The 23,625-nt window shown below is 48.7% G+C and carries 18 protein-coding genes; 16 read left to right on the top strand and 2 right to left on the bottom strand.

Annotated features, from left to right (window positions below):
- Window positions 1–78 precede the first annotated feature (78 nt).
- From dnaB to FGT79_RS16955, 9 genes are all read left to right on the top strand, one after another.
- On the top strand, window positions 79–1,440 hold the full coding sequence (gene dnaB / locus FGT79_RS17000; protein WP_138753999.1) for a replicative DNA helicase: 1,362 nt from the start codon (window positions 79–81) through the stop codon (window positions 1,438–1,440).
- A gap of 198 nt (window positions 1,441–1,638) precedes the next feature.
- Complete coding sequence (locus FGT79_RS16995; RefSeq protein ID WP_138753998.1) at window positions 1,639–2,925, top strand: adenylosuccinate synthase; 1,287 nt, start codon at window positions 1,639–1,641, stop codon at window positions 2,923–2,925.
- A gap of 169 nt (window positions 2,926–3,094) precedes the next feature.
- Window positions 3,095–3,775 (top strand): hypothetical protein, encoded by a 681-nt coding sequence (locus tag FGT79_RS16990; protein ID WP_138753997.1) that lies wholly within the window; start codon window positions 3,095–3,097, stop codon window positions 3,773–3,775.
- Between the two features lie 142 nt (window positions 3,776–3,917).
- On the top strand, window positions 3,918–5,492 hold the full coding sequence (locus FGT79_RS16985) for a M23 family metallopeptidase (protein WP_138753996.1): 1,575 nt from the start codon (window positions 3,918–3,920) through the stop codon (window positions 5,490–5,492).
- Between the two features lie 1,162 nt (window positions 5,493–6,654).
- On the top strand, window positions 6,655–7,401 hold the full coding sequence (gene yycF, locus FGT79_RS16975) for a response regulator YycF (RefSeq protein WP_138753995.1): 747 nt from the start codon (window positions 6,655–6,657) through the stop codon (window positions 7,399–7,401).
- A 1-nt stretch (window position 7,402) separates the two neighbouring features.
- The gene (walK, locus tag FGT79_RS16970; RefSeq protein ID WP_138753994.1) at window positions 7,403–9,253 is read left to right on the top strand and encodes a cell wall metabolism sensor histidine kinase WalK; all 1,851 of its coding nucleotides are present in this window, start codon (window positions 7,403–7,405) and stop codon (window positions 9,251–9,253) included.
- Window positions 9,250–10,704 carry a YycH family regulatory protein gene (locus FGT79_RS16965; RefSeq protein ID WP_138753993.1) on the top strand — a complete coding sequence of 485 codons (1,455 nt, stop codon included), beginning with the start codon at window positions 9,250–9,252 and terminating at the stop codon, window positions 10,702–10,704. The genes walK and FGT79_RS16965 overlap by 4 nt, the downstream gene beginning before the upstream one ends.
- Before the next feature lie 32 nt (window positions 10,705–10,736).
- On the top strand, window positions 10,737–11,486 hold the full coding sequence (gene yycI / locus FGT79_RS16960) for a two-component system regulatory protein YycI (protein WP_138753992.1): 750 nt from the start codon (window positions 10,737–10,739) through the stop codon (window positions 11,484–11,486).
- A 32-nt stretch (window positions 11,487–11,518) separates the two neighbouring features.
- A complete protein-coding gene (locus FGT79_RS16955; RefSeq protein ID WP_138753991.1) occupies window positions 11,519–12,325 on the top strand; it encodes an MBL fold metallo-hydrolase in 807 nt (268 codons plus the stop codon).
- Here the strand turns inward: FGT79_RS16955 and FGT79_RS16950 are convergent.
- Window positions 12,294–12,515, bottom strand: a complete 222-nt coding sequence (locus FGT79_RS16950) for a hypothetical protein (protein ID WP_138753990.1) — start codon at window positions 12,513–12,515, stop codon at window positions 12,294–12,296. The genes FGT79_RS16955 and FGT79_RS16950 overlap by 32 nt on opposite strands.
- 160 nt (window positions 12,516–12,675) lie before the next feature.
- Here FGT79_RS16950 and FGT79_RS16945 point away from each other — a divergent pair, with 160 nt between their 5' ends.
- The 5 genes from FGT79_RS16945 to FGT79_RS16925 all read left to right on the top strand — a co-directional run bounded on the left by FGT79_RS16945 (window position 12,676) and on the right by FGT79_RS16925 (window position 20,114).
- The gene (locus FGT79_RS16945) at window positions 12,676–14,037 is read left to right on the top strand and encodes a S1C family serine protease (protein ID WP_138753989.1); all 1,362 of its coding nucleotides are present in this window, start codon (window positions 12,676–12,678) and stop codon (window positions 14,035–14,037) included.
- 78 nt (window positions 14,038–14,115) lie between these two features.
- Window positions 14,116–14,313, top strand: a complete 198-nt coding sequence (locus tag FGT79_RS16940) for a hypothetical protein (RefSeq protein WP_138753988.1) — start codon at window positions 14,116–14,118, stop codon at window positions 14,311–14,313.
- Between the two features lie 56 nt (window positions 14,314–14,369).
- Window positions 14,370–14,537 carry a CxxH/CxxC protein gene (locus FGT79_RS16935; RefSeq protein WP_063845975.1) on the top strand — a complete coding sequence of 56 codons (168 nt, stop codon included), beginning with the start codon at window positions 14,370–14,372 and terminating at the stop codon, window positions 14,535–14,537.
- A 37-nt stretch (window positions 14,538–14,574) separates the two neighbouring features.
- Window positions 14,575–15,054, top strand: coding sequence for a 23S rRNA (pseudouridine(1915)-N(3))-methyltransferase RlmH (rlmH, locus tag FGT79_RS16930; protein ID WP_053373454.1), 480 nt, complete (start codon window positions 14,575–14,577; stop codon window positions 15,052–15,054).
- A 611-nt stretch (window positions 15,055–15,665) separates the two neighbouring features.
- Complete coding sequence (locus FGT79_RS16925; protein ID WP_246096472.1) at window positions 15,666–20,114, top strand: InlB B-repeat-containing protein; 4,449 nt, start codon at window positions 15,666–15,668, stop codon at window positions 20,112–20,114.
- Window positions 20,115–20,119: 5 nt separating this feature from the next.
- Here the strand turns inward: FGT79_RS16925 and FGT79_RS16920 are convergent, their stop codons facing one another.
- On the bottom strand, window positions 20,120–20,482 hold the full coding sequence (locus FGT79_RS16920; protein ID WP_138753986.1) for a hypothetical protein: 363 nt from the start codon (window positions 20,480–20,482) through the stop codon (window positions 20,120–20,122).
- A gap of 248 nt (window positions 20,483–20,730) precedes the next feature.
- Here FGT79_RS16920 and FGT79_RS16915 point away from each other — a divergent pair, with 248 nt between their 5' ends.
- Both FGT79_RS16915 and FGT79_RS16910 read left to right on the top strand, forming a co-directional pair.
- Window positions 20,731–22,764, top strand: coding sequence for a sensor histidine kinase (locus FGT79_RS16915; protein WP_212758592.1), 2,034 nt, complete (start codon window positions 20,731–20,733; stop codon window positions 22,762–22,764).
- A gap of 145 nt (window positions 22,765–22,909) precedes the next feature.
- Complete coding sequence (locus tag FGT79_RS16910; protein WP_138753984.1) at window positions 22,910–23,611, top strand: response regulator transcription factor; 702 nt, start codon at window positions 22,910–22,912, stop codon at window positions 23,609–23,611.
- The last annotated feature ends 14 nt before the right edge of the window (window positions 23,612–23,625 follow it).

Genomic DNA, 23,625 nt, shown 5'->3' with positions numbered 1-23,625 from the left:
AAGTAGGTTTGTTACACAAACCTGAAGATGATGCTTACGAAGTAGGTTTGTTACACAAACCTTGTAGGAGGTTCCCAAATGAGTACTGAGCTGATGTTTGACCGAGTTCCACCGCAAAACCTAGAGGCTGAACAAGCTGTTATCGGAGCCATATTGCTGCAGTCGGAAGCGCTCATTACAGCGATGGAGCGGGTGCGCAGCGAAGACTTCTACAGCGGCCCTCATAGACAAATCTACGAAGCGATGGTTGAGATTGCTGAGAATAACCAGCCGGTCGATCTCGTGACCCTGACTGCGCATTTGCAGGATCAGCATCTGCTGGAGGAAATCGGCGGTGTCAGCTACTTAGCGAAGCTGGCCAATTCTGTACCGACGGCAGCCAACGTTGATTACTATGCACAGATCGTTGAGGAGAAATCGATGCTGCGGCGCTTAATCCGCACAGCAACGAATATCGTATCCGACGGCTATGCCAACTCGGAGGATGTTGGTGTCCTCCTTGGCGATGCTGAGAAAAAGATTCTTGAAATCTCGAACCGCCGCTCCGGCAGCGGGTTCATCTCCATCAGAGACGTATTGATGGAAGTATTCGAGAAGGTTGAGCAGCTTTATCAGGATAAAGGCGGAACAACAGGTATTCCGTCCGGCTTCACCGATTTAGATCGGATGACAGCCGGCTTTCAGCGCAGCGATTTGATTATCGTTGCTGCCCGTCCTTCCGTAGGTAAAACCGCATTCGCACTTAACGTTGCACAGAATGTAGGCGTTCGCGCCCGTGAGACGGTAGCCATCTTCAGTCTGGAGATGTCAGCGGCTCAGCTCGTTCAACGTATGATTTGTGCCGAAGCGAATGTGGATGCACAGCGCATGCGTACGGGCCATCTGGAAGGCGATGATTGGGAGAAGCTGACGATGGCAATCGGCTCCTTGTCTGAAGCGCAAATCTTTATTGATGATACGCCGGGGATTAACGTAGCGGAGATTCGTGCCAAATGCCGCCGTCTAAAGAAGGAAAAAGGACTTGGCATGATCATGATCGACTACCTTCAGCTCATCTCGGGTCGGGGCAAGGCTGGCGAGAATAGGCAGCAAGAGGTATCTGAGATCTCGCGGACGCTAAAGCAAATCGCGCGTGAGCTTGAGGTTCCGGTCATTGCGCTCTCGCAGCTCAGTCGGGGTGTTGAGCAGCGCCAGGACAAACGCCCAATGATGTCCGATCTGCGGGAATCCGGATCGATCGAGCAAGATGCCGATATTGTATCGTTCCTTTACCGGGACGATTACTACGACAAAGAGTCGGAGAAAAAGGATATTATCGAGATTATTATTGCCAAACAGCGTAATGGACCGGTTGGTACGGTTGAGCTGGTGTTCCTCAAAAAGTACAATAAGTTCGTCAGCATAGACAGGGCGCATCAGGATCCGATGCAAGCTTCTTAATATCCGAACAATTGCATGGACAACTATGCAATTGTTCGTTTTTCGTTTGACTTCTAGCAGATGGACTGCTACACTATTAATGCTGTCTTTTGACTGATATCACGAAGCAATGATGATCTTTCTAACTGAAGGAATTTCGTGAAGCAGCAATTGAACGGTAATTTTCGGTGCTCATAAACACCGGACGGGGGTATAATTATGTCTACGGTTGTTGTTGTTGGTACACAGTGGGGAGACGAAGGTAAAGGCAAAATCACTGATTACTTGGCAGAGGGAGCCGACGTCGTCGCTCGTTACCAAGGAGGAAACAATGCCGGACACACGATCCTTATTGATAACAAAAAGTATAAATTGACGATGATTCCATCGGGCATTTTCAATCATAATAAAACTTGCGTCATCGGCAACGGGATGGTAATCAACCCGGAAGCATTGATCGACGAAATTAACTATATTCATGAGAACGGCTTCTCGACAGATAACTTGAAAATCAGCGATCGCGCGCATGTTATTATGCCTTATCACCTTGTGCTTGACGGTCTTGAGGAAGATCGCAAAGGCGACAACAAGATCGGTACAACACGCAAAGGGATCGGCCCTTGCTACATGGACAAAGCAGCCCGCAACGGTATCCGTATCGCTGATTTGATGGATGCTGAGGAGTTCGAAGCAAGAGTTCGCAGCATTATCATCGAGAAAAACCAATTGATCGAGCAAGTGTACAACGGTACGCCTCTGGATGCGGATTCGATCGTTCGCGATTATCTCGGATTCGCAGAAACTTTGCGTAAATATGTAACGGACACTTCTGTCATTCTTAACGATGCTATCGATGCAGGCCAGAAGGTGCTGTTCGAAGGCGCTCAAGGCGTTATGCTCGATATCGACCAAGGTACTTACCCGTACGTTACGTCCTCCAACCCATCAGCTGGCGGTGTTTGTATCGGTTCAGGCGTTGGTCCATCCAAGATCCAGCAGGTTATCGGGGTAGCCAAAGCTTACACAACTCGTGTAGGCGATGGTCCTTTCCCAACGGAGCAGGATAACGAGATTGGCCAATTGATTCGCGACAAAGGTCACGAATACGGTACAGTTACGGGTCGTCCTCGCCGCGTGGGCTGGTTCGATACGGTTGTCGTTCGTCATGCGCGTCGCGTAAGCGGCATTACAGGTCTGTCCTTGAACTCGCTCGACGTGCTTACAGGTCTTGATACTGTAAAAATCTGCACAGGCTACAAGCTGCGCGGTGAAGTTATTGAAACGTATCCAGCAAGCCTCAAAATGGTTTCTGAGTGCGAAGCGATCTATGAGGAGCACCCAGGTTGGTCCGAGGATATCTCGAATGCGAAGACGCTCGAGGATCTGCCAGTTAACACGCGCAACTACTTGAACCGTGTATCAGAGCTTACAGGTATTCCGATTGCGATCTTCTCTGTAGGCCGCAACCGTGAGCAAACGAATCCGGTTCGTCCGATTTACGAATAGTATGCTGAATGATAGGGATGGCCTTCGCGGGCCATCCTTTTTTTTGCGCAATTTGGCACAGTGGAGAATGTCTGCCCCTATTGTTGACCATAATGGTAGATAACAGATTATGGAAAAGCAAGTCTTGTCGAAATGTTGTCGAGACTGCGCAATGAAGGGAATGTCGCAAATGGTGAAACGGATTGGTTGGCTGGCGAAGCTGGTTGCTTCAGGTCTGATTCTCAGCTTTCTATGTATATGGACGACAGGATATATTGTAACCAGCTATGTGGAAACAATATTAAAGCAGTTCAATCTACCGCTTGAAGTGCCGCCAATGGCGATGTCGGGCGTTTGGGGCAAGCTCTGGGGCGCTGACCCGCTGGTTACAGCGGATTTGGCCCAACAAGAAGAAGCTCCAGTACAAACGCCGAATAATGAACCAGCAAAGCAAACGGATGTTCAGGAGGAAGATGACGACAGTGCGCCATCAGCAGTAGATGCATTCAGCCAAGCGTCTGATCCGCCGCTGACGGATATCGGAATTGGGCAGGGCTCGCAGGCAGGCGCTGGTTCTGCACCTGATGAAGGTACGATCGTGGAAGAAGGCACAGCAGGCGTCGATGGCACCGAAACGGCAATGACAACGGAGGAGCTTACCGATGTAAAGGATCAAATGAGCGATTCGGATAAAGATAAGCTGTTTGGCCTATTGATGAGCAAATTGCCGCAGGAATCGATGCAAACTATATCACAATTTGTCGAAAATGGACTAACAGAGCAGGAACTTACAGCTATTCAACAGATCATGGCACAGCATCTCGATAAGACAGAATATAACCAAATGATGGACATTCTGAAGAAATATTAATATTACGAACGTCTTGTAAAGGTTGCTCCCATTGTTAGCCATATGTTAAAGTATTAGGCGAGTGATCCGACAGGATAATTCGTCTTTTTTTAATTGTCGGATACACGAAAAAAAGTTGCATAAGCGCGAAAAGGAGACAATCATGACCGTTTTCAGGGACAAGGGTCGGATTCAGAAGGTATGGAATCAGACGATTCAGTACTTTCGGCATGACCGATCGCAACACTTGAATGGCAAGAAACAGCAACAACCTGCAAGCGATAAGGCCAAAATGCCTATATGGCGTAAGAAACCGGTTCAATTGGCAGGGGGAGCTCTCGTTCTCCTCACAGTGGCAGGATTTAGCGGAATCCAATATGTCCAAGCAAACACAGTCGAATTTTATAACGTATATATGAATGGTACAGCAGTTGGAACCGTTAGTGATCCACAGGAAGTAGAACAACTCGTCTTGCTGGAGACGGAAGAGGTACAGCAAGCGAACCCTGGCATTAACATGGTGCTCGACACAGGAACGATTACATACGAAGCGGATCAAGCGTTCAAAGGAACACCTGAAACGGAAGTGACGTTGGACAAGCTTGAAGGCTTGTTCGCCGCTCATGCGGTTGGTGTCGAAGTGAAGGTAGATGGCAAAGTCATTGGAATCGTGAAGGATCAGCAGACGGCAGATGATGTTCTGCTGCGCGTACAGAGTAAGTTCGCGCCGGAGCTCGCCGCTGCTAAGAAGAACGAGAAGGAAGTTAAATCTTTATCCTTCGATGCTAACGAGAATGCGGAATCAGCCGCGGACGCGAAGCCGGCAGCCAAGGTACCTGGACGCGTGGTTACAGAGGTCGAGTTCATTGAGGCCGTTATGACAGAAAGCATCGATACCGACCCAGAGCAGATCATGGAAGCAGAAGCGATCTATAAGATGCTCGTGCAGGGCAGCATTCAACCAACTAAGTACACGGTACAAGCAGGGGATTGCGTCGGCTGTATCGCACAGAAATTTGATATTTCGCCAGAGGTTATTTATAAGAACAATGCATGGATTAAGGATGATAAGATTACAATCGGCGACGTGCTGGATTTAACAGTACTTCAGCCGGAACTAACGGTTAAGACGGTTGAGAACTTGGTGGAGGTCGAGACGATCGAGCCGCCAGTTGAGATTAAAAAAAATGCGGACATGCGTGTTGGCGAGTCCAAGACGATATCAGAAGGTTCGGCAGGCTCGAAGCGAATGACATACCTCATTACGAAGCAGAACGGTTATGTCGTATCGGAAGAGCTTCTGACGAAGGAAGTCATCAAGGAAGCTACGCCTAAAATTGTCGAGCGCGGCACGAAAGTTATACTTGGTGAAGGAACAGGCCGTTTCGCGATGCCAGTGACTGGATCCCGATTAACAAGTAAGTTCGGCACCCGTTGGGGCCGTATGCATAACGGAATCGATTTGACCGGTAATAAGAACATTCTTGCGTCTGATAATGGCATCGTTGAATTCGTTGGTACGAAGCCTGGCCTGGGGAATACGATTATTATTGATCACAAAAACGGTTATACTACCGTTTACGGGCATTTAAGCTCGTATAAAACAAAGGTAGGCGCTGTTGTCGAACAAGGCGACCTGATTGGTATTATGGGCAGCACCGGAAATTCTACTGGCGTTCATTTGCATTTCGAAGTTCATAAGGACGGCGTTCTGCAGAATCCATTAAAGTACTTATAATTTATACCCAAATATAAACAAAGATAATCACTTCCGCATGTTGCGGGGGTGATTTTTTTTTGAAGGATATGATTTCTCTATCCTTTCTATACGTTTCGCAGAAACGATGGCATCTATAGAAGGTAGGCCGTCAGGCGTTTCTGCTTGTGTAGATCAGTTGTTTGTTTGAGAATATGATAAAGGGTTAACGGTTTGTCCATACGATTACACTTCGTTGCAGGAACGGAACCAACCAACCTGAGCACTGCGGCGTACATTGCACTTTGTGCAATAGAACCGCGTAAAAAAGGCAATTCGTCAGGCTACGCTGCAGAAAGTGCAACAGTATCACTCCTGTTAGTGAGATATAGGCTGTGAAACCACCTTTATGTTGCAGAAACTGCAACGTAGCAAGAGCGTGGTTACTTAAACGACGAATAGAGTGTATAAAGTGCAACGTAGCTAGGGTGGTAGGCTGGAGGGAGTCAGAGGAAGCAGCTCCAACCAACCAACCAACCAACCAACCAACCAACCAACCAACCAACACCTCAACCGCTTACCGTGTCGCTAGTAGTGCACTTCAACACATATCTATATCTATCCTGCACGTCCGCAGGATAGAGACCGTATATCGACCGTCGAGGAAGGCTATCCTGCACTCTGGCAGGATAGATGCATTAGAAGAGTAGAAATAGGAGTGGTTAAGGTCCTGAATGAATGAGGCTAATGCGAACGTGCAGGATAGGCAGTAAAAGGTGTGTATAGAGGTGGAAGTTACTGCAAAAGTGCAGGATAGATACGGCAGTATTTTGAGCGAGAGGAAGGTTTGAGTTGAACAGAGTAGATTAGTACAAAGCAGAGCAGGGCAGCCGTAGTAACGTAATGTTCGCCTTATTGAACTTCCAAGCTGAGTGCTGCTGCTTCAGGCTACTTATGGGCCGCTGTTCAAATGGTGGGGACTGCAATAGCTAGATGGAGTGTAGATTTGGTAGAAAAGTCGCATAAATGATGGCCTCCTTTCTATAGACCTTATCGTTTCTTGTTCGTTAGGGTGCGTTGCATGAACATGGAAAGGAAAAACCTTGCTAACATGAGGGAAGTTTCATTGTGAAGGAATGGATAACGTGTGCTAGAATAGAAGTTATAGATGTTTTACTAAGGACAAGCGACGGGCGGTGTAGCGATGCACGGAAAAATATTAGTGGTCGATGACGAACAGCCGATAGCCGATATTATAAAGTTTAATTTGGAAAAGGAAGGGCATCAGGTAATCTGTGCCTTTGACGGCGGAGAAGCAGTGAGACTTGCATTCGAGGAGCTTCCTGATCTGATTCTGCTTGATTTGATGCTGCCAGTCAAAGATGGCATGGACGTATGCCGCGAGGTTCGTACCAAGCTGCAGATGCCGATTATTATGCTGACTGCCAAGGATACAGAAATCGATAAGGTGCTTGGGCTTGAGCTGGGCGCTGACGATTATGTCACGAAACCGTTCAGTACGCGTGAGCTGCTTGCCCGTGTGAAAGCGCATTTGCGCAGGCAACAAAAGCCTGCAGGAGCAAATGGAGAGCATACGAATGCGATAGAAGGACCTGCAGAGCAGGAGCAGCAGGGCTTCAAGCTGTTCAATCTGTTTATTGATACGGATATGTACGTTGTCTATAAGGACGGAGAGCCGCTTGATCTTACTCATCGCGAGTACGAGCTAGTTTACTATATGGCACGCAACAGCGGCAAAGTCATGACACGCGAGCATTTGCTGCAGGCCGTATGGGGCTTTGAATATTTCGGAGATGTGCGTACGGTAGATGTAACGATTAGAAGATTACGTGAGAAGATTGAGGATGACCCTAGTCGTCCGGAATATATTATGACCCGGCGCGGACTAGGATATATGATGCGTAATGCTAAGTCCGGAGGCTTCGCGTAGGATGAAGGGCAAGAGCTTCTTCCGAACGATCCAAGTCAAGCTGGTTATTATTTATTTGCTGCTGATTCTTGTAGCGATGCAGTTGATTGGCGTATATTTCATCAGCACCGTCAAAAATTCGCTTATCGACAGCTTCACTAAAAACCTCAAAGAGCAAGCGGATATCCTCTCGAAATTCGCAGCACCAAGTCTTGCAGCGAAGCCGGATACGGAAAGCGACTCTGCGGAGAGCACAACGGAGGATCTTAGCTTCGTGGTTCGCAATCTATTCAGTATTAGCGGCGCAGAGGTTCAAGTACTCGATTCCAACGGCAAGATGGTCGCTACGTCGGTTCAGAGCAACCAATCTTATATTGGACAGAAGAACAAATCGCTCGCTGTAAGCCGGGCGCTTCAGAACATTACAGATAATGAGCAAGAAATTATAGATGAAGATAATACGCGCAAGAAGATGATCGCGCAGCCGGTGACGATTAATGACAACAAAGTGGTTGGTGTTGTGTATGTCGTCGCTTCGATGAATGAGCTGTATGAGACGGTGAATCGAGTCAATCAGATCTTTTTCTCGGGAACACTCATTGCCCTCGGGCTGACGGGCGTTCTCGGCATTCTGCTTGCGCACACCATTACGAGTCCGATCCAAGGACTGACGCGGCAAGCGGAAGCGATCGCGCAAGGGAAGTTCGATCTTCAGGTTCCGGTACTGGGCGATGATGAGATCGGCAGCTTGAGCGTCGCGTTCAATGACATGACGATCAGACTGAAGGAAGCTTTGTCGGTGAATGAAGAGGAGAATGAGAAGCTGACTTCCATTCTATCGAATATGAGCGATGGCGTGGTCGCAGCCGATGAGTATGGCAAGGTAATCGTATGGAACAGGCGGGCGCTCGAACTGCTGGATGTGCGCACCTTCGAAGGACTTGCACTGTCAGAGGTTTTTGAATTGTCGGAGCAGCGGCTGGATGAGCTTCAGCAAGGCCGGGGCCAAACTTTGCTTATTGCACACCATGCGGACGAGCAGGATATGGACGACAGTGAGGAAGGACATCTGCGGGCAACCTTTACACCGATTCATCGTCGTGACAAAGGGATTACGGGTACGATCGCCGTACTGCAGGACGTAACCGAGCAAGAGAAGCTTGAGCAATCGCGCCGCCAGTTCGTAGCCAATGTATCACATGAGCTGCGAACGCCGCTTACGACGATTAAGAGCTACGCAGAAGCTCTTAATGACGGCGCGCTTGAAGAGCGAGAGCTGTCGGAACGCTTCGTCGGTGTTATCCGCAATGAGACGGAGCGCATGATTAGGCTGGTAACGGATCTGCTGCATCTGTCGCGTCTCGATTCGAATCAGGCACCTCTGCGGCGCAGGCAGACTAATGTGCATGATATGCTGGACGAGGTAGCTGACCGGTTCTCCTTCCAGCTTAGACAGAAGTCGATTAAGGCAGCGGTTCGCGTTGATAACGGACTTGATTCGGCGTGGCTTGATCGCGACCAGATCGATCAGGTGCTCGACAACTTGTTCTCGAACGCCATTAAATACACGCTGGACGGTGGAACGATTGAACTAACGGCGAAGAAGCCGGCCGATTCGGCATTGCTTGCCATTAGCGTTAAGGATACGGGAATTGGCATCCCCAAGAAGGATTTGAACCGGATATTCGACCGCTTCTACCGAGTAGATAAGGCGCGATCCCGCAATATGGGCGGAACAGGTCTTGGGCTGTCCATTGCCCGGGAAATTGTGAAGGCGCATAGTGGAACCATTTCACTGCACTCTGAGCTGGGCGAGGGTACAACCGTCACCTTCACGCTGCCGCTGCTGCAAGAAGGGGGTGAGCCGGCATGAAGGAGAGAATAAAGACGACAACGCTTATTGTACTCGTCGTGCTGAGCTTGCTCCAAAGCTACTTGCTCGCTTACAGCATGCCGGGTTTAGGTGTTACAGTCCGAAGCGATCAGGATTATGTCAATGCTGAACCGATGGGTAAGACGGCAAGCGTGGAAAGTGTTATTTTTCCAGAGACGCTTGTCATCCATATGGGTGGGAACAAGCATACCGTTATGTATCCAGGCATGCAGTTCTATGACATGATTCTGAATCAGCGCATTCAGGGCAGGGAGTTCAAGGGCTTCCAGCGCAGTCCTTCCGATGTGCTCAACTGGGAAGAGATCCGCAAGAATGATATCGGGATTGAGCTTCGGTTCGATAACGGAATTCCGGTGGAGCTGCTGCAGAAGCTGCTGAAGCTGGAGGGCGATCTATTGTTTCTGAATGAGACGATAGACCGGATCTGGATCTTCAAGACGACGGGTACGGAGGAGATTAGAACGTTCTTCTTCAGTGCGGACGGCGAAATGGTCTATGAATCCGTGCGTGCAGACTTGACTGTACGTGATGTACAGGACTATGTGGGCTTCGGGCAATATCAGCCTAATTATACGATGACAGCAGACGGGCTTTATGTTCCGGTTGTTCCGATTCAATCAACGGAAATGTTGTTTCCATATGACACGTATTCGCCGGACTTGATGCAGCGAAGCTTGTTCTTTGATCCAAGCACGACAAGGGCACTGGAGGATCGGGAAGGCTCACAAATTTATACGGACGGCAAACGAGGTCTGCAGGTAGAGCAGAATGGCAAATGGATTAGCTATACCGATCCAAGCGCCCCGCAGATTACAGAAAACCTGCTAAGCGACAATGTGTACGCCTCGGTAGATTTCGTGAATGAGCACGGCGGCTGGGATGGGGTTCATCGGTTCGTAAATGCGAATCCTGGTGGAGAAGGCAAGGATATTCGGTTCAAGCAATACATCGAACAATATCCCGTAATCTCAACACCTCCATTCCGTTATGGTTATATGAAGCTTACGCTGCAGCAGGGCGTAGTTACGGAATATGCACGATCATTAATTACACTAACAGCAGATTCGGAATCACGTACAGTTAGATGGCTGCCCGGAGGAGACGATCTTCAGTCTATTCTCAAGGATTATGGTCGTCGCAGTGAGGTGACTACGTTGTTCCCTGCGCTGCAGGCGCTGCCGATTGATGAGGAACGAATTCGTTTCATTCCAGTATGGGCAGTACGGTTAGCCGATGGGACAGAGGAAACGCTGACGGAAGCTTATCCGAATGGCTATGAGCCGCCTAAACAGGAAGTGGAATCGTCTATTCAGGATACAGAAGACGATACTGCCGTAGAGGATAACTCCGAAATGGCTGTGAGTGGCGCCGCTGCGGCAGCTTTGGCTGCTGGAGGAGCGAACCCGTTGTTTTTCGGGAAAGGGAAGTAAGGGTATATAGATAGGGCCGGGGGTGAAAGCGGGTGGATTGGGGAAGAGCGAAAAGTGTGCTTATTATTTCGTTTCTGCTGCTCAACGTATTGCTGGGCTATCAGCTCTGGCTCGATATTAGAGAGCAGCTGAATCTGAATGTAAACACAGCGGAGCTGCCGAAGGACAAGGTGCTTATCATGCAGCAGAAGCGTATTTCGCTCGAAGCCAATCTGCCGCTTGAAACACCGGAGCTAGGGGATTTAACTTATAACCTGCACTCTGACAGCCGTAAGAATGCGGAGCCGATTATTCTGGACAAGCCGGTAGACAGTACAATTATTTATTCCAAAAAAGAACTGTTGAAGACACTGGGCAGCCGTATTCCTGAGCTTGACCAATATGCATTCGACTTGCTGAACAGCAGCGTAGATCAGTTCGTCTTATATCGTGTTGTCGAAGGACGGCCGATGTTCGATGTAAAGCTTACACTGTACATCAGCGATCAAAAAATCATTTCCTTCTTACAGGATCGGGTAGAGCTGCTCGGTGCAGGTGAAGCGAAGCCAGTGCTTCCCGCAGCGAAAATTGTAGCAAGCCTAATCGAAACCTATTTGCCTGATGGCGCAATTATTACAGATATTCAACTCGGCTACAAAGGCCAAATCTTCGATTCGGAGAAGCAGGTGTCGGCGCCTTCCTGGCGTGTGATGCTGGAGGACGGCCATCTGTTCTATGTGCACGCGATAAGCGGTGAGGTTGCAACGGATGAAGAACAAGGGGAAGCGAACGGTTTTCGTTAACGGGAGCGGGAGAAGGGACAGGAAAGAGCATTATGGGACTTCGATTTACAGTACTGGGAAGCGGCTCGACCGGCAATGCGACAATTGTACAAGGGAATGAGAAGACCGTCATTGTTGATGCAGGAATGAGTGCGAAGAAGCTGGATGAGCTTATGCGAGAGCGGGGAGTGACGGGGCATCAGCTCGATGCGCTGTTCGTCACGCATGAGCACTCTGATCATATTAAGGGACTTGGGGCGTTCGCACGAAAGTATGAACTGCCCATCTATGCGAATGAAGCTACATGGGCCGCGATGGAGAGGCATGTAGGCAACATTGCCCCGGAGAAACGTGTGTTTATGGAAACGGGCGAAGAAGTGACCTTCGGGTCAATGGCGATTCAATCTTATCCGATCTCTCATGATGCGGCTGAGCCTGTCGGCTACTGCTTTGTGGAGAATGGGGAGAAGCTCAGCCTAGCAACAGACCTCGGTTATGTGAGTGAGAAGGTCAAGCGGCATATCATCGATTCAGATGTATTGGTGCTGGAGGCCAATCATGATACCGAAATGCTGCGAATGGGGCGGTATCCATGGAATACGAAACGCCGTATCTTGAGCGACGTCGGTCACTTATCTAATGTGGCGGCAGGCGAAGCGCTGCTGGAGCTTATGACGGATCGGACGAAACGCGTCTATTTGGCTCATTTGAGCCTTGATCATAACATGATGGATTTAGCGATGCTAACCGTGAATTCTATCTTGGAGGATAACGGAATATTTTATAAGAAGGAAGAGCATCCTCTGCGGGCAACGTACCACGACAAGCCTACCCCATGGGATGAAGTGAAGCGGAAATAAGCGACTCCAGCTGTGCATCAAGCGAATCGGCTTTGGCGCTTAGCTCTTCTCTTGTAAGTATGCCTTTGTCTATGAATAATTCTAGCATGGCGCTTAATGTGAGAACGGTCCGGTAGTGGTCATCCTTTAAGTCGGCGAGCTTGGCAGCGAGCTGTACTTGTTCCCATGCGGCGGGCGTTTTGGTTTTCATTGCAGCATCTCTCCTTGGTTTTATGATGGTGGGAAGCGGGATGGAAAATAAGTTCTGAGCATCGTTCGAATCTATTATTATTTTAGTCAAATCTTCCGAAAACATTCCTATATTATAAAAAATAGTCTTGATGTCTAAAACATCGAGAGGAGCGATAGCAATGAGCTTATTCGACGATGATTTTTATTCGACCAAAGTTTCCAAGCGTGCATCTCGCGAAAGCAAGAAAGGAGACTTTGCTTTTCCATATAAAAGCAAGGAGCGAAAGTGGTCTAACGTCCGCATTGCATTCGTATCCTCGATTACGAGTGCGGTCGCCGCAACCCTGCTGTTCGGTGCCGTATTCGGGGACGGAGGCGGGATCGGCAATGGCGGGGGCGCAGTAGCAACAGCTGGCAGTGTGCAGGCCGTTGATCCGCTGGAGCGTCCAATACAGGCGTCGGCGAAAGTGAGACCAGCCGTCGTCAGCGTCATTAACCAGCAAATGTATGCGCTTGGTATTGGCAATGGGAAGCCGCTTCCAGAAGGCTCCGAGGGTAAAGGAACACTGCGCCAGGCGGGCGTTGGTTCTGGTGTCATTATCAGCAAGAAGGATGGCAAAGCGATCATCATAACGAATTATCATGTGATTGATCAGGCGCAGGCCGTGAAGGTCGTGCTGATGGATGGAGAGACGCGCGAGGCGAGTATCGTTGGGAAAGACCAGATCACCGATCTGGCCGTGCTTGAGATTGATGCGAAGGGCATTGATGTTGTCGCTGAGATTGGCGATTCATCGGCACTGCGCCCTGCTGAATACATTATTGCAATCGGCAATCCGCTGGGGCTAGGGGAGTCCGTAACAACGGGAAGCGTGAGCAAGACGAAACAGATCGTGCCGGTATCGCTTAATCAGGATGGCGTGTACGACTGGGAGCAAGAGGTTATCCAGATTGACGCTTCCATTAATCAGGGCAATAGCGGCGGACCGCTAATTGATCTTAATGGGCGCGTAGTCGGCATCAATAGTATGAAGATTGCTGATCTTGGCGTTGAGGGCATTGGATTCGCGATTCCGATTAATCTGGCTATGCCAATCGTGGAGAGCTTGATCAAGCTGGGCCATGTGCCGCGTCCTTATCTAGGCGTGTATACGATGGATCTGGAGCAGTACTGGGAGCAGCAGGGATTCGAGGACGCTTACGGTGACGCAGGCGAAGAGGACTTGTTGCCAGATGCCGAGGCACCGGAAGAGGAATCAGATGATGTTATTGAAGGTACAGTGCCTAAGCTTAACCTGCCTGATGATATCTATGACGGCGTAATCGTGCTTGAGGCTGTTGGCCCTGCACAGGAAGCGGGCTTGCTCTTCAACGACGTTATCGTGAAGCTCGATGGTCAAGCGGTTAGCAGCACGATGGGCCTGCGTAAATATTTGTACGGCAGCAAAAAGATTGGCGACGAGATCGAAATCAGCTATTATCGTGATGGTAAGCTGAAGGTCGCGAAGTTCAAGTTGGGCGAGAAGGAAGACGAGGAATAATAAGTTTTTGAATAGCCGTAGTGCTCGAATGGGAAACCGTTTGGGTGCCGCGGTTTTCTTGTGTGGTGGTAGATGAGGTTGGAAGGTGAGCGATACAAACGGAATAAGCTGAGATGGGGCAAAGCATTAGAGGCTAATGTTGGTGAATGCATAACGTTTGCGGAAATTGTCGACTTCAAAGGGAGGGCGTTTTCTGATATGCTGGGTATAGATATTTTTGGACAGACTGGTAAGACGGTAGCAGGGATCGTGGAACAGGAATTAGATGACGGTTAGTTAAGAAGAAACCGTTAGGCAAAATACATTCAACTAGGATAGGAAGCGTGCAGACGATGTATTGTGTGTGTAAAGAGCATATGGAGACGGCCTTGGACCGATTTGTAGATGAATATGAGGATGCACCGGATGTTGTTGATTTGAAGGAGACACAATTCGCAGATTGGGATCCACCGCGGAAATGTGATTTTTGTGATGAACCAGCTACGTTTCTGGTGGTTTAGGTAATAAGGAATAAAAGCATAAAGGGAAGTGTCGGGTTTGCATATACAAATAGCTGCCGTCGGCAAGCTGAAGGAAAAGTACTTGGTGCTTGGCATAGCGGAATATGCCAAGCGTCTCGGGCCGTACGTGAAGCTTACGCTCACGGAAGTGCCCGATGAGAAAGCGCCGGAGACGATGAGTCCGGCGGAGGAAGCAATTGTGCGCGAGCGAGAGGGCGAGAGGCTTCTAGCGCAGCTGAAGCCTGAGGCGCACGTAGTTGCGCTCGCGCTTGAAGGCGAGCTCTGGTCAAGCGAGGATCTCGCGGGCCAGCTCGATAAATTAGCCACGTATGGGCGGAGCCACGTGGCTTTTGTTATTGGCGGGAGCAATGGTCTTGCTCCCGCTGTATTGAAGCGTGCCCAACAGAAGCTTAGCTTTGGGCGCATGACGCTGCCGCACCAGTTAATGCGGCTGGTGCTGGTGGAGCAAATTTATCGAGCTGTGAAGATAAATCGGGGGGAACCTTATCACAAGTAACGGCGAAAAATCCGGGTGTTGAGGATATGCGGGAGTGTAAAACGAAAATGAGATATGAAGAGTTTGAGCTCCTATAGCCTTCGACTGTAGGGTCTTTGCTTTTGAGAAAAATCGACCGATTACACCATTTTCCAGTATACTAAAAATGGTGTAATCGCTTTAAGAGGGATGATCTGAATGAATAAGTATTTTTGTAAGAGCCCAGCTCGGGCAAAATACAATTTAGATTCAGTAAACCCCGAGTTGAAGTATACAATTTGTTATGCACATGGTAGATACATAGTAAACTGGGTTCCACGACCAAGGATATCAGATGTCCGAATCGTTTGTGCCGTTCCGCAGAAAAATCCGCTATATTTCATGCCGGGAGGTACAGATTAGAGATCTATCGGAAGAGATTGCGAGCTTTACGGAGTCTCTTTTTTGCATCTCTTAATCTACTCTTAAACTGAAGCTGATACTATTCGCATAGTGTCCCTATTATGTCTGACGAGCAAATTATGATTGTGGAGGACGAAAGCATCAGATCTATTTAAATATTGGAATTATATTAATTGTTATTTTCTATTTGATATAACAAAGGAGAGATAGGAGTGCATCATATTTTGGGAATGGTAAAACAGAAAAAGATATTCACGGTCTTCCTCGCTTTGGCAGTATTCATCAACGTTTATTCGGGGGTCGCTAAAGCTCAGGGTACGGCCACATTGAAGATTTTAGCAAATTCCATGGATTCAACTTATGGGGAGGATGTGACCTTTAACATCACTGCACTCGATCCGGTAATCGGTGGAATGACCCCCAGCGGGACAGTCACCTTCAGGGATGGTAATCAGGACCTTATGACAGTTGGATTAACTACGGCTGAACCAGTGATTACGACAACGAACTGTGGCTCTGCTTGTCCCGTTATTCAATGGGGGGCATACACCTACCGGGCTTACAGCTTTGGGGATAATCGCATTGCGATGAACATTGTTACTTACGACGCTTCCGGCAATATTGTTAACCAACTGGAAAAGGCAGGAGCGCGTTATTTATCGAACATTACGATGGATGCTGCTGCTCAAACTTTCACCTTCTGGGGTCAAGATGACATGACGATTACGGTGGGATGGGGAGAACTCCTAAGCGCCTCGTCCAGCGCCAGCTTTAAGACATCCGCTCTGGCGATCGGTATACACGCCATTACCGCTGCCTTTCAAGGGGACGACGCTCATGCCGCAAGCGAAGCGACCACGACGTTTACCGTACACCCTAGGTATACCGTGGTGTATAACGGCAACGGCAGCACTGGAGGAGAGGTGCCCGCTAACAGCGGCTCATATAAGGGCATTAAGGTGTCGATTTCTGGCAACAACGGAAATCTGGTGAAGACAGGCTACACTTTCGCAGGCTGGAACACGCAGGCGGATGGACATGGAGTGGATTATAAAGCAGACGCTGAAGGCGTAATCACGTCCGATGTGACGCTGTACGCGAAATGGAGGAAGACTTTAAACGTTGGAACGGGTACTGCAAGTGATCCTTATCAGATTACAACCGGTGAGGAGCTGGATACGGTCAGGAATTATTTGGGTTTGGATCTGCATTTCAAGCTGACGGCGGATATTGATTTGAGCAGCTATGGCCAAGAATGGTTGCCGATCGGGGGTTCTAGCGGCCGATTTCAGGGGCATATGGACGGCAATGGACACAAGATCACAGGCTTGACGATTAATAGACCTAATGATAATTTTTCAGGGTTGTTTGGTTATATAGACTATGATGCAAGTGTTTCCAATATGATTCTGGAAAATGTAAATGTTACAGGCAAACAATATGTAGGCGGCTTGGTAGGCCGTATCGATGGCGGTGAGATAAGCAACAGCTATGTAACAGGAAGTGTAACAGGAACAAGCGCCAGTGTAGGCGGTTTGATTGGCTACAATTACTATGGAACGGTTAGTAACAGCTTCGCAAAAGCAAATGTAACAGGAAGCAGTACCAATGTAGGCGGTTTGGTTGGAGCCAATTTCGGAGAGATTAGCTACGGCTATGCAGCAGGAAACGTAACAGGAACCGGCACCAATGTAGGTGGTTTGATTGGCACCAACAGCGGAACAATCAGCTACAGCTATGCAGCAGGAAGTGTAACGGGAAGCGGGACCAAAGTAGGCGGTTTGATTGGCAACAATAGTAGTGGAACGATCAGCTACAGCTTCTACGACTCGGGTACAACAGGTCAATCGGATACAGGCCAAGGCGTTGGCCGATCGACCACGGAGATGAAGACGCAAAGCACTTATGCAGATTCAAACTGGAACTTCACAAGCATTTGGGGGATAAGTCCATCGCGCAATAACGGATATCCCTATTTGCAGGAAATACAAAAGTTTGTGGCTTATGACGGTAACGGAAACACAGGCGGGAGTGTGCCGACTGACAGCAAGTCGTATTCGCAAGGCGAAACAGTCAACGTTTATAGCAATACGGCAACTTTACTCAAGACTCACTATACGTTTGCAGGTTGGAATACGCAGGCGGATGGAACCGGAACAGATTATGCTTCAGGCGCGTCATTCAGCATGGGCTTGTCCGATGTGACGTTATATGCAAAATGGATATTGACCCCTACATTCAAAGTGACATATAACGGCAACGGCAGTACGGGAGGAAGCGTACCGACGGACAGTGGCTCGTATGAGCAGGGCAATACGGTGTCGGTATCTGGGAACAGCGGAAATCTGGTGAAGACTCACTATACGTTTGCAGGTTGGAATACGCAGGCGGATGGAATCGGAACAGATTATGCTTCAGGCGCTTCATTCAGTATGGGCTCGTCCGATGTGACGCTATATGCAAAATGGATAATGAACCCTACATTTACGGTGACATATAGCGGCAACGGCAGTACGGGAGGAAGCGTACCGACCGACAGCGGCTCGTATGAGCAGGGCGTTTCGGTATCGGTATCCGGCAACAACGGGAATCTGGTGAAGACGGAATATACTTTTGCAGGTTGGAATACAGCGGCGGACGGAAGCGGCATTAGCTATGCCAGTGGGGTGAGTTTTTTTATAGGCACTCAGAATGTTACCTTGTATGCACAATGGCTGTCAGCGAACACATTATTGTCCGGCTTGTCACTGGATTATGGAATGCTCCATTTTTCACCATCGCAGACGAATTATGCTGTACGAGTTGAGAATTCGGTTTCTACTCTTAACCTTTTTCTGAGTAAAGGCGATCCTAACCAATCTCTAACGGTTACAGGGGCGAATTACAATTCGGTAACGGGAAATGTATATGGCTACAGTGCATCAAGCTTGTTCGTCGGACATAACCCTATTCGGATTACCGTGACGGCGCAAGACGGCTCAAACACGACATACGTGGTCACAATTGCCCGAGAAGGTATCATAGGAGAGCCGATGCAATTAGACCCTTCGGTTCGTACGCTTACGTACCCGGGCGGGCTCGAAATTAAGCTACCTGACGGACTGGTAATTCCCGAAGGGACAATATTGACGGTACAAAATTCGAACGCCACGCCCTCCGGGGAGGTTAAACTCGCTAGAGCAGGACAAGTTATCGAATTCCAATTTGAAGGCATGACCATTACTCAACCTGTACAGATTACACTCGGGTATGACGATAGTTCAGATAGGAGTAAGCTCGCTGTTTATTATTACAACGTGTCTACTGGCAAGTGGGAATATAATCCTTCCCAAGTAACGGACAACGGCATTGAGACGACAGTCAGCCATTTCTCCACATACGGAGTGCTGGCGGACACGACCGCACCGAACCAGGTAACAATCACATCCGGCGCAAAAACGAAAAACTCGATTACGCTTCATCTTGCTGCGAACGATGATTCGGGTGTGGCCAAATATATGATTTACCGTGATGGGACGCTCATTGTGGAAACGGCTGAAAGTACGTATGTCGATACCGGACTTTCTGCTTCGAAGCAGTATATTTATACGGCTAAAGCTGTTGATATGTTGGGAAACATTTCGAATGTCAGCGAAAGCATGATGGTCGCAACGAACGGTGATGGTGGCTCATACACTCCAACTCCGCCAACGAGTGACACCAAGGTCACCTCTATAGATGGTCATTTAACGCTTCCAGCAGGCAAAGCGGGAGAGGTTAGCCAAGGCGATGAGATCAAGATCGTCATTCCTGCTAACGCTACAGGCAAAGAGTTGAAATTAACGATCGATAAAGTCTCGGATGTACAGACGTTGATTACAAATAAGGATATTCTGCTTAGCCCGATATTCGAAATTCTGAAAAGCTTTGTGGAGAACTTCGACAAACCTGTCACGCTCTCTTTCAAATTTGATCTAAATAGCTTGAAGGGCAATGAGAAGGCGGTCGTCTTCTATTATGAAGAAGTAAAGAAGGAATGGGTGAAGGTTGGCGGCACTGTGAGCGGCAACAACATTACCGTAGAGGTTAATCACTTTACTAAATACGCTGTATTTGCGGTAGCCAATACTGCCCCTCCGACAACGGACGGATTAACGAAAGTGAGCTTCAGCGATATTGCCGCACATTGGGCGGAAGCCAGTATTAAGCAAGCGGTAAGCGCGGGCATCATTAAGGGCTATCCGGACAACACGTTCAAGCCAGGCCGCACCGTGACACGCGCGGAATTTGCGGTCATGCTGATGAATGCGCTCAAACCGCAAGGAGATGGAGCAGCCCTGACGTTCACCGACAAGGCGATGATTGGCTCCTGGGCGCAGAAATCTATCGCGCAGGCCGTGTACACGGGTATTATTAGTGGTTATGAGGACGGCTCCTTCCGCCCGAATGCGGAAATCACTCGTGCAGAAATGGCTAAGATGGTTGCAAAGGCCTTGGGTCTGACTGGCGGAACAACTGAGACACCTGGCTTTGCAGATGATATAGACATTCCGGACTGGGCGAAAATCGCTGTGGCCACTATAAAAAATCTGGGTATTATTGAAGGCAAAGGTGCGAACCAATTCGCTCCTGGAGATAAAACGACAAGAGCAGAGGCGGTAACGGTGCTCTTAAAAATGCTGGAACAAAAAGGCAAGTAAAGAATCTAGACCAAGGCTGTTTTGAAGTCAAATTCAAAGCAGCCTTGTTTTGTAGAACCGATAACCCGGATTCCCCGCTGCCAGATGAATAACCTGGACTGCCTTGGCAATCGACAGCGATGTTGCCTGCAGTTCAAAAAATGCTTTTCGATGGTCGGGTCAAGCTGGAGCGGGACAGGGTCGGACATGCTGTCCACCAGTTGCCCTTCGGCCTCGGTCTTGCGTCGCTCAAGCTGGTCGTGCTGGGCTTTCAGTTCGCTGAGCCGCTCGACGAACAGCTCGTCGTCGAAGCCGCTTGACTCGAGATGCTTGAAGAACCACTTGCGCTGGCTCGAAGTGAAGCTTGATCTTCTCAACTTGGCGGCCAATGCTTCGCGGTGCGTCCTTGCTAAAGGGTAATTTATTCCACAAACATGCGCAGCAACGCTTTTCTAACTGTTGCGATAGCGATAAACGCTGATCTTCAAGCTCTGATGACCATTCAATTGCAAAATCCATTCTTCAGCTGTATCAATATGATCATAATGAACCTCCAGCTATGTGGATTTGAATGAAGAGACAGGTTAAACTGAGGACAACAAGCCTACGATGTGCCAAAGGAGACATGATCAATATTGTGAGCCATTCGAATAGATTACTCATCATACGGTTTATCCTTGTGCTGCTTACCGCTGGCCTCATTCTTCAAGCTAACCCGGTGCAGGCAAGCTCGCATGAGGATCAAAATCAGGCATCGAGGATCGCTTGGGAAGCCTACTATTTCGGAAATATGACTAAGGGACAGTTGCCTTCCGAATGGCATCCATTCTCCCAGATGGACTCGGATCGGAATGGCGTTCATCCAGGCAACGAGCTTTGGCTAAAAGCTGATCTTTCGAAAAAAGGGATTTCACCGGGGCAGCTTCTGGTCTATTCCTATTTAGTTAAGGATTTTGAGATTGCCTTATTTCTGGACGGCCAGCCTGTCTTCAAGTCAGAGAAGCTTCTACCATCGGGATTTATTTCTTGGAGAATCATTTCGTATGAGAATATAACGGGTAATGAAGATCAGGTACTGGTGGCTCGCATTGCCCCTTATCAAAATTTGGAAGGTTTCGAGGTATGGTCCGGAACCTCATCGTCTTTAGCGCTTAAGCTGCTGCGAACGGAAGCGCCGATGTGGGCTGGGGCAATTGTGCTATTACTGCTAAGCGCAGTATCTTTACTATTGTATTTTTTTAATCGCAGCCAAACGCTTTTTATTTATTTTGCCGTTTTTTTCGTGAGTCTTGCTATAGATTTAACCGTCATGTGGGGAGGCTGGCAGTTCGCTTTCCGACCAGAAGCTCTATGGGTCTGGGGATCGCTCATTCACTTTAATTGGTATATCGGATATGCCAGCGGGATTTTGATCACGTATGCGATTGTTGGTGGTAAAGGCAGCAAGTGGATTCGTAATCTTGGTTACGTGGTGTTAGTCTATGCCTTTGTTGCGGTTGCGGGTTGGCTGTTGTTCGGTGAACATGCGCAGCTGCTATTTTATCGACTTTTTTACGATTATGTTTCGACATGTCTGTTACTCACATTAATAGTTGTCCTTTTTCTTGCTCTTAAACGGCGAAGAAATTCGGAAATCATGGTATTTGCCATCGGAAATGCCTTATTTGTTGGAGGGCTTGTACTTGGTCGGGCGATGAGCGGGCAATTCGGACTCTTTCCTACGACGCGGACCTTGTTGACGTCGCATCACGCGCTTGCCCAGATCAGTTGGACCTTTCTTGGCTTCGGCGGGGTAGTCATCTGTTTCGGGATCATCATGGGAATGCGGCTTATGCGTATGGTACAGTTACGTTCAACGAACAAGGAGCTGGCGAAGGTAAATGGCGAGCTTATTATAACCAATGAAAAGCTATCCCACATCGATCAGATTCGCAGCAATATGTATTCCGAAGTGAGTCATGAGCTCAACACGCCGATTACAGCAATTAAAGGTTATGTCCAGTTAATGCTGAATGGTACGATTCCGGCGGGAGAAACCCGCTATCTTCAGGTCATTCATGATAAATCGCTGGTGATGGAGCGGATGATCGACGATATGCTGGAAATCGTCCGGCTTGAAAATAAACATATTCAGTTCGAATTCGAGCTTGTTCCGTTTGGGGCTTTATTCGCAAGGCTGTGTTCGAAGGTGCAGATGGACATGCTGGAGCAGGGCTTTACCTTCTCCTGGGTTCCGATGCCGGAGCCTTATTGGCCAGATCGATTTACGGCCATTTACGCCGATCCGATGCGCGTGGAGCAAGTGTTTGCTAACTTGCTGTCGAATGCGCGGAAGTTTACAGCTCCGGGAGGTACGATTCGCGTCGAGGCGGCAATGGAGGAACTCGGGGCTCAGCCTTCAGCCATTACCATTCGGATAATCGACAGTGGGTACGGGATAGATGAGGGGGAGCGGGAGTCTATTTTCGAGCGCTATTACCGGGGGAAGGGCGCTAAGACAGGAGCGATTACGGGAACGGGGCTGGGACTGCCGATATGTCGAGAAATTATGAACGCTCATGGCGGCGAGGTCGGACTTGAACGTTCATCTACTCAAGGAAGCACGTTTTATATCCGTTTTCCGTTGCGTTATGCATATGTAAGGGAGATGGAGTCGGAGGAGACCGCGTAAGGGCGGGAGTCTCCATTTTTCATTTTCTTAATTTACTCTTAATCTGGTGTTGCTAGGATGTAAATTGTGCTGCGTCATTTTCAGAGGGAATACCACAATAAAAGTCGGATGTAGTCGATATCGGAGTGAAAGGTAGGTGCTTATAATGTCTGACGGGCACATCATGATCGTTGAGGATGAACGGGATATTCGGGAGCTGCTGCGGTTGTGCGTGGAGAGCAGCGGATTTCACGTGACGACAGCTGGAAGCGTGAGAGAAGCACAAGCTTTACTGGGCAATGAATTGCCTAATCTGGCGCTGCTGGATATTAACCTTCCGGACGGAGACGGGATGAGCCTGTGCGCTGAAATTCGCAACCGCTCGGATATCCCCGTCATTCTAATTACTTGCAGGAAGGAAGGCGGCGATATCGTAGCCGGCTTGGAGGGTGGGGCGAACGATTATATCGTGAAGCCATTCGATGTCGATGTCGTGATCGCACGTATTCGGACACAGTTGCGCAGCTACGCTTATTGGAAGCAGTCAAATTATAAAAATAGATTGCGTAATCAGGAATTGAGCATCGATCTGGATAGCTGTGAAGTAACGGTTAGCGGAAAGACGGTAGGACTATCGGCTAAGGAACGGCAGCTTCTCTTATTTTTGGCCGATCACCCCAATCAAGTGTTTAGCGCAAGCTTGCTATACGACAGAATTTGGGGGCTGGAAGGAACAAGCGAGGAGAACACGGTAAGCGTTCATATTCGCTATTTACGTAAAAAAATCGAGGTCAATCCTTCAGAACCGAAATATATTCAAACGGTTCGCGGCTTTGGCTACAAGTTTTGTTGGGTGGAAGATTACTAATCTGGAGGAAGAGC

Origin of the sequence: Paenibacillus sinopodophylli, from assembly GCF_005930355.1 — a bacterium.
Lineage (GTDB): Bacteria > Bacillota > Bacilli > Paenibacillales > Paenibacillaceae > Pristimantibacillus > Pristimantibacillus sinopodophylli.
This window is presented reverse-complemented; position numbering and strand designations above follow the sequence as displayed.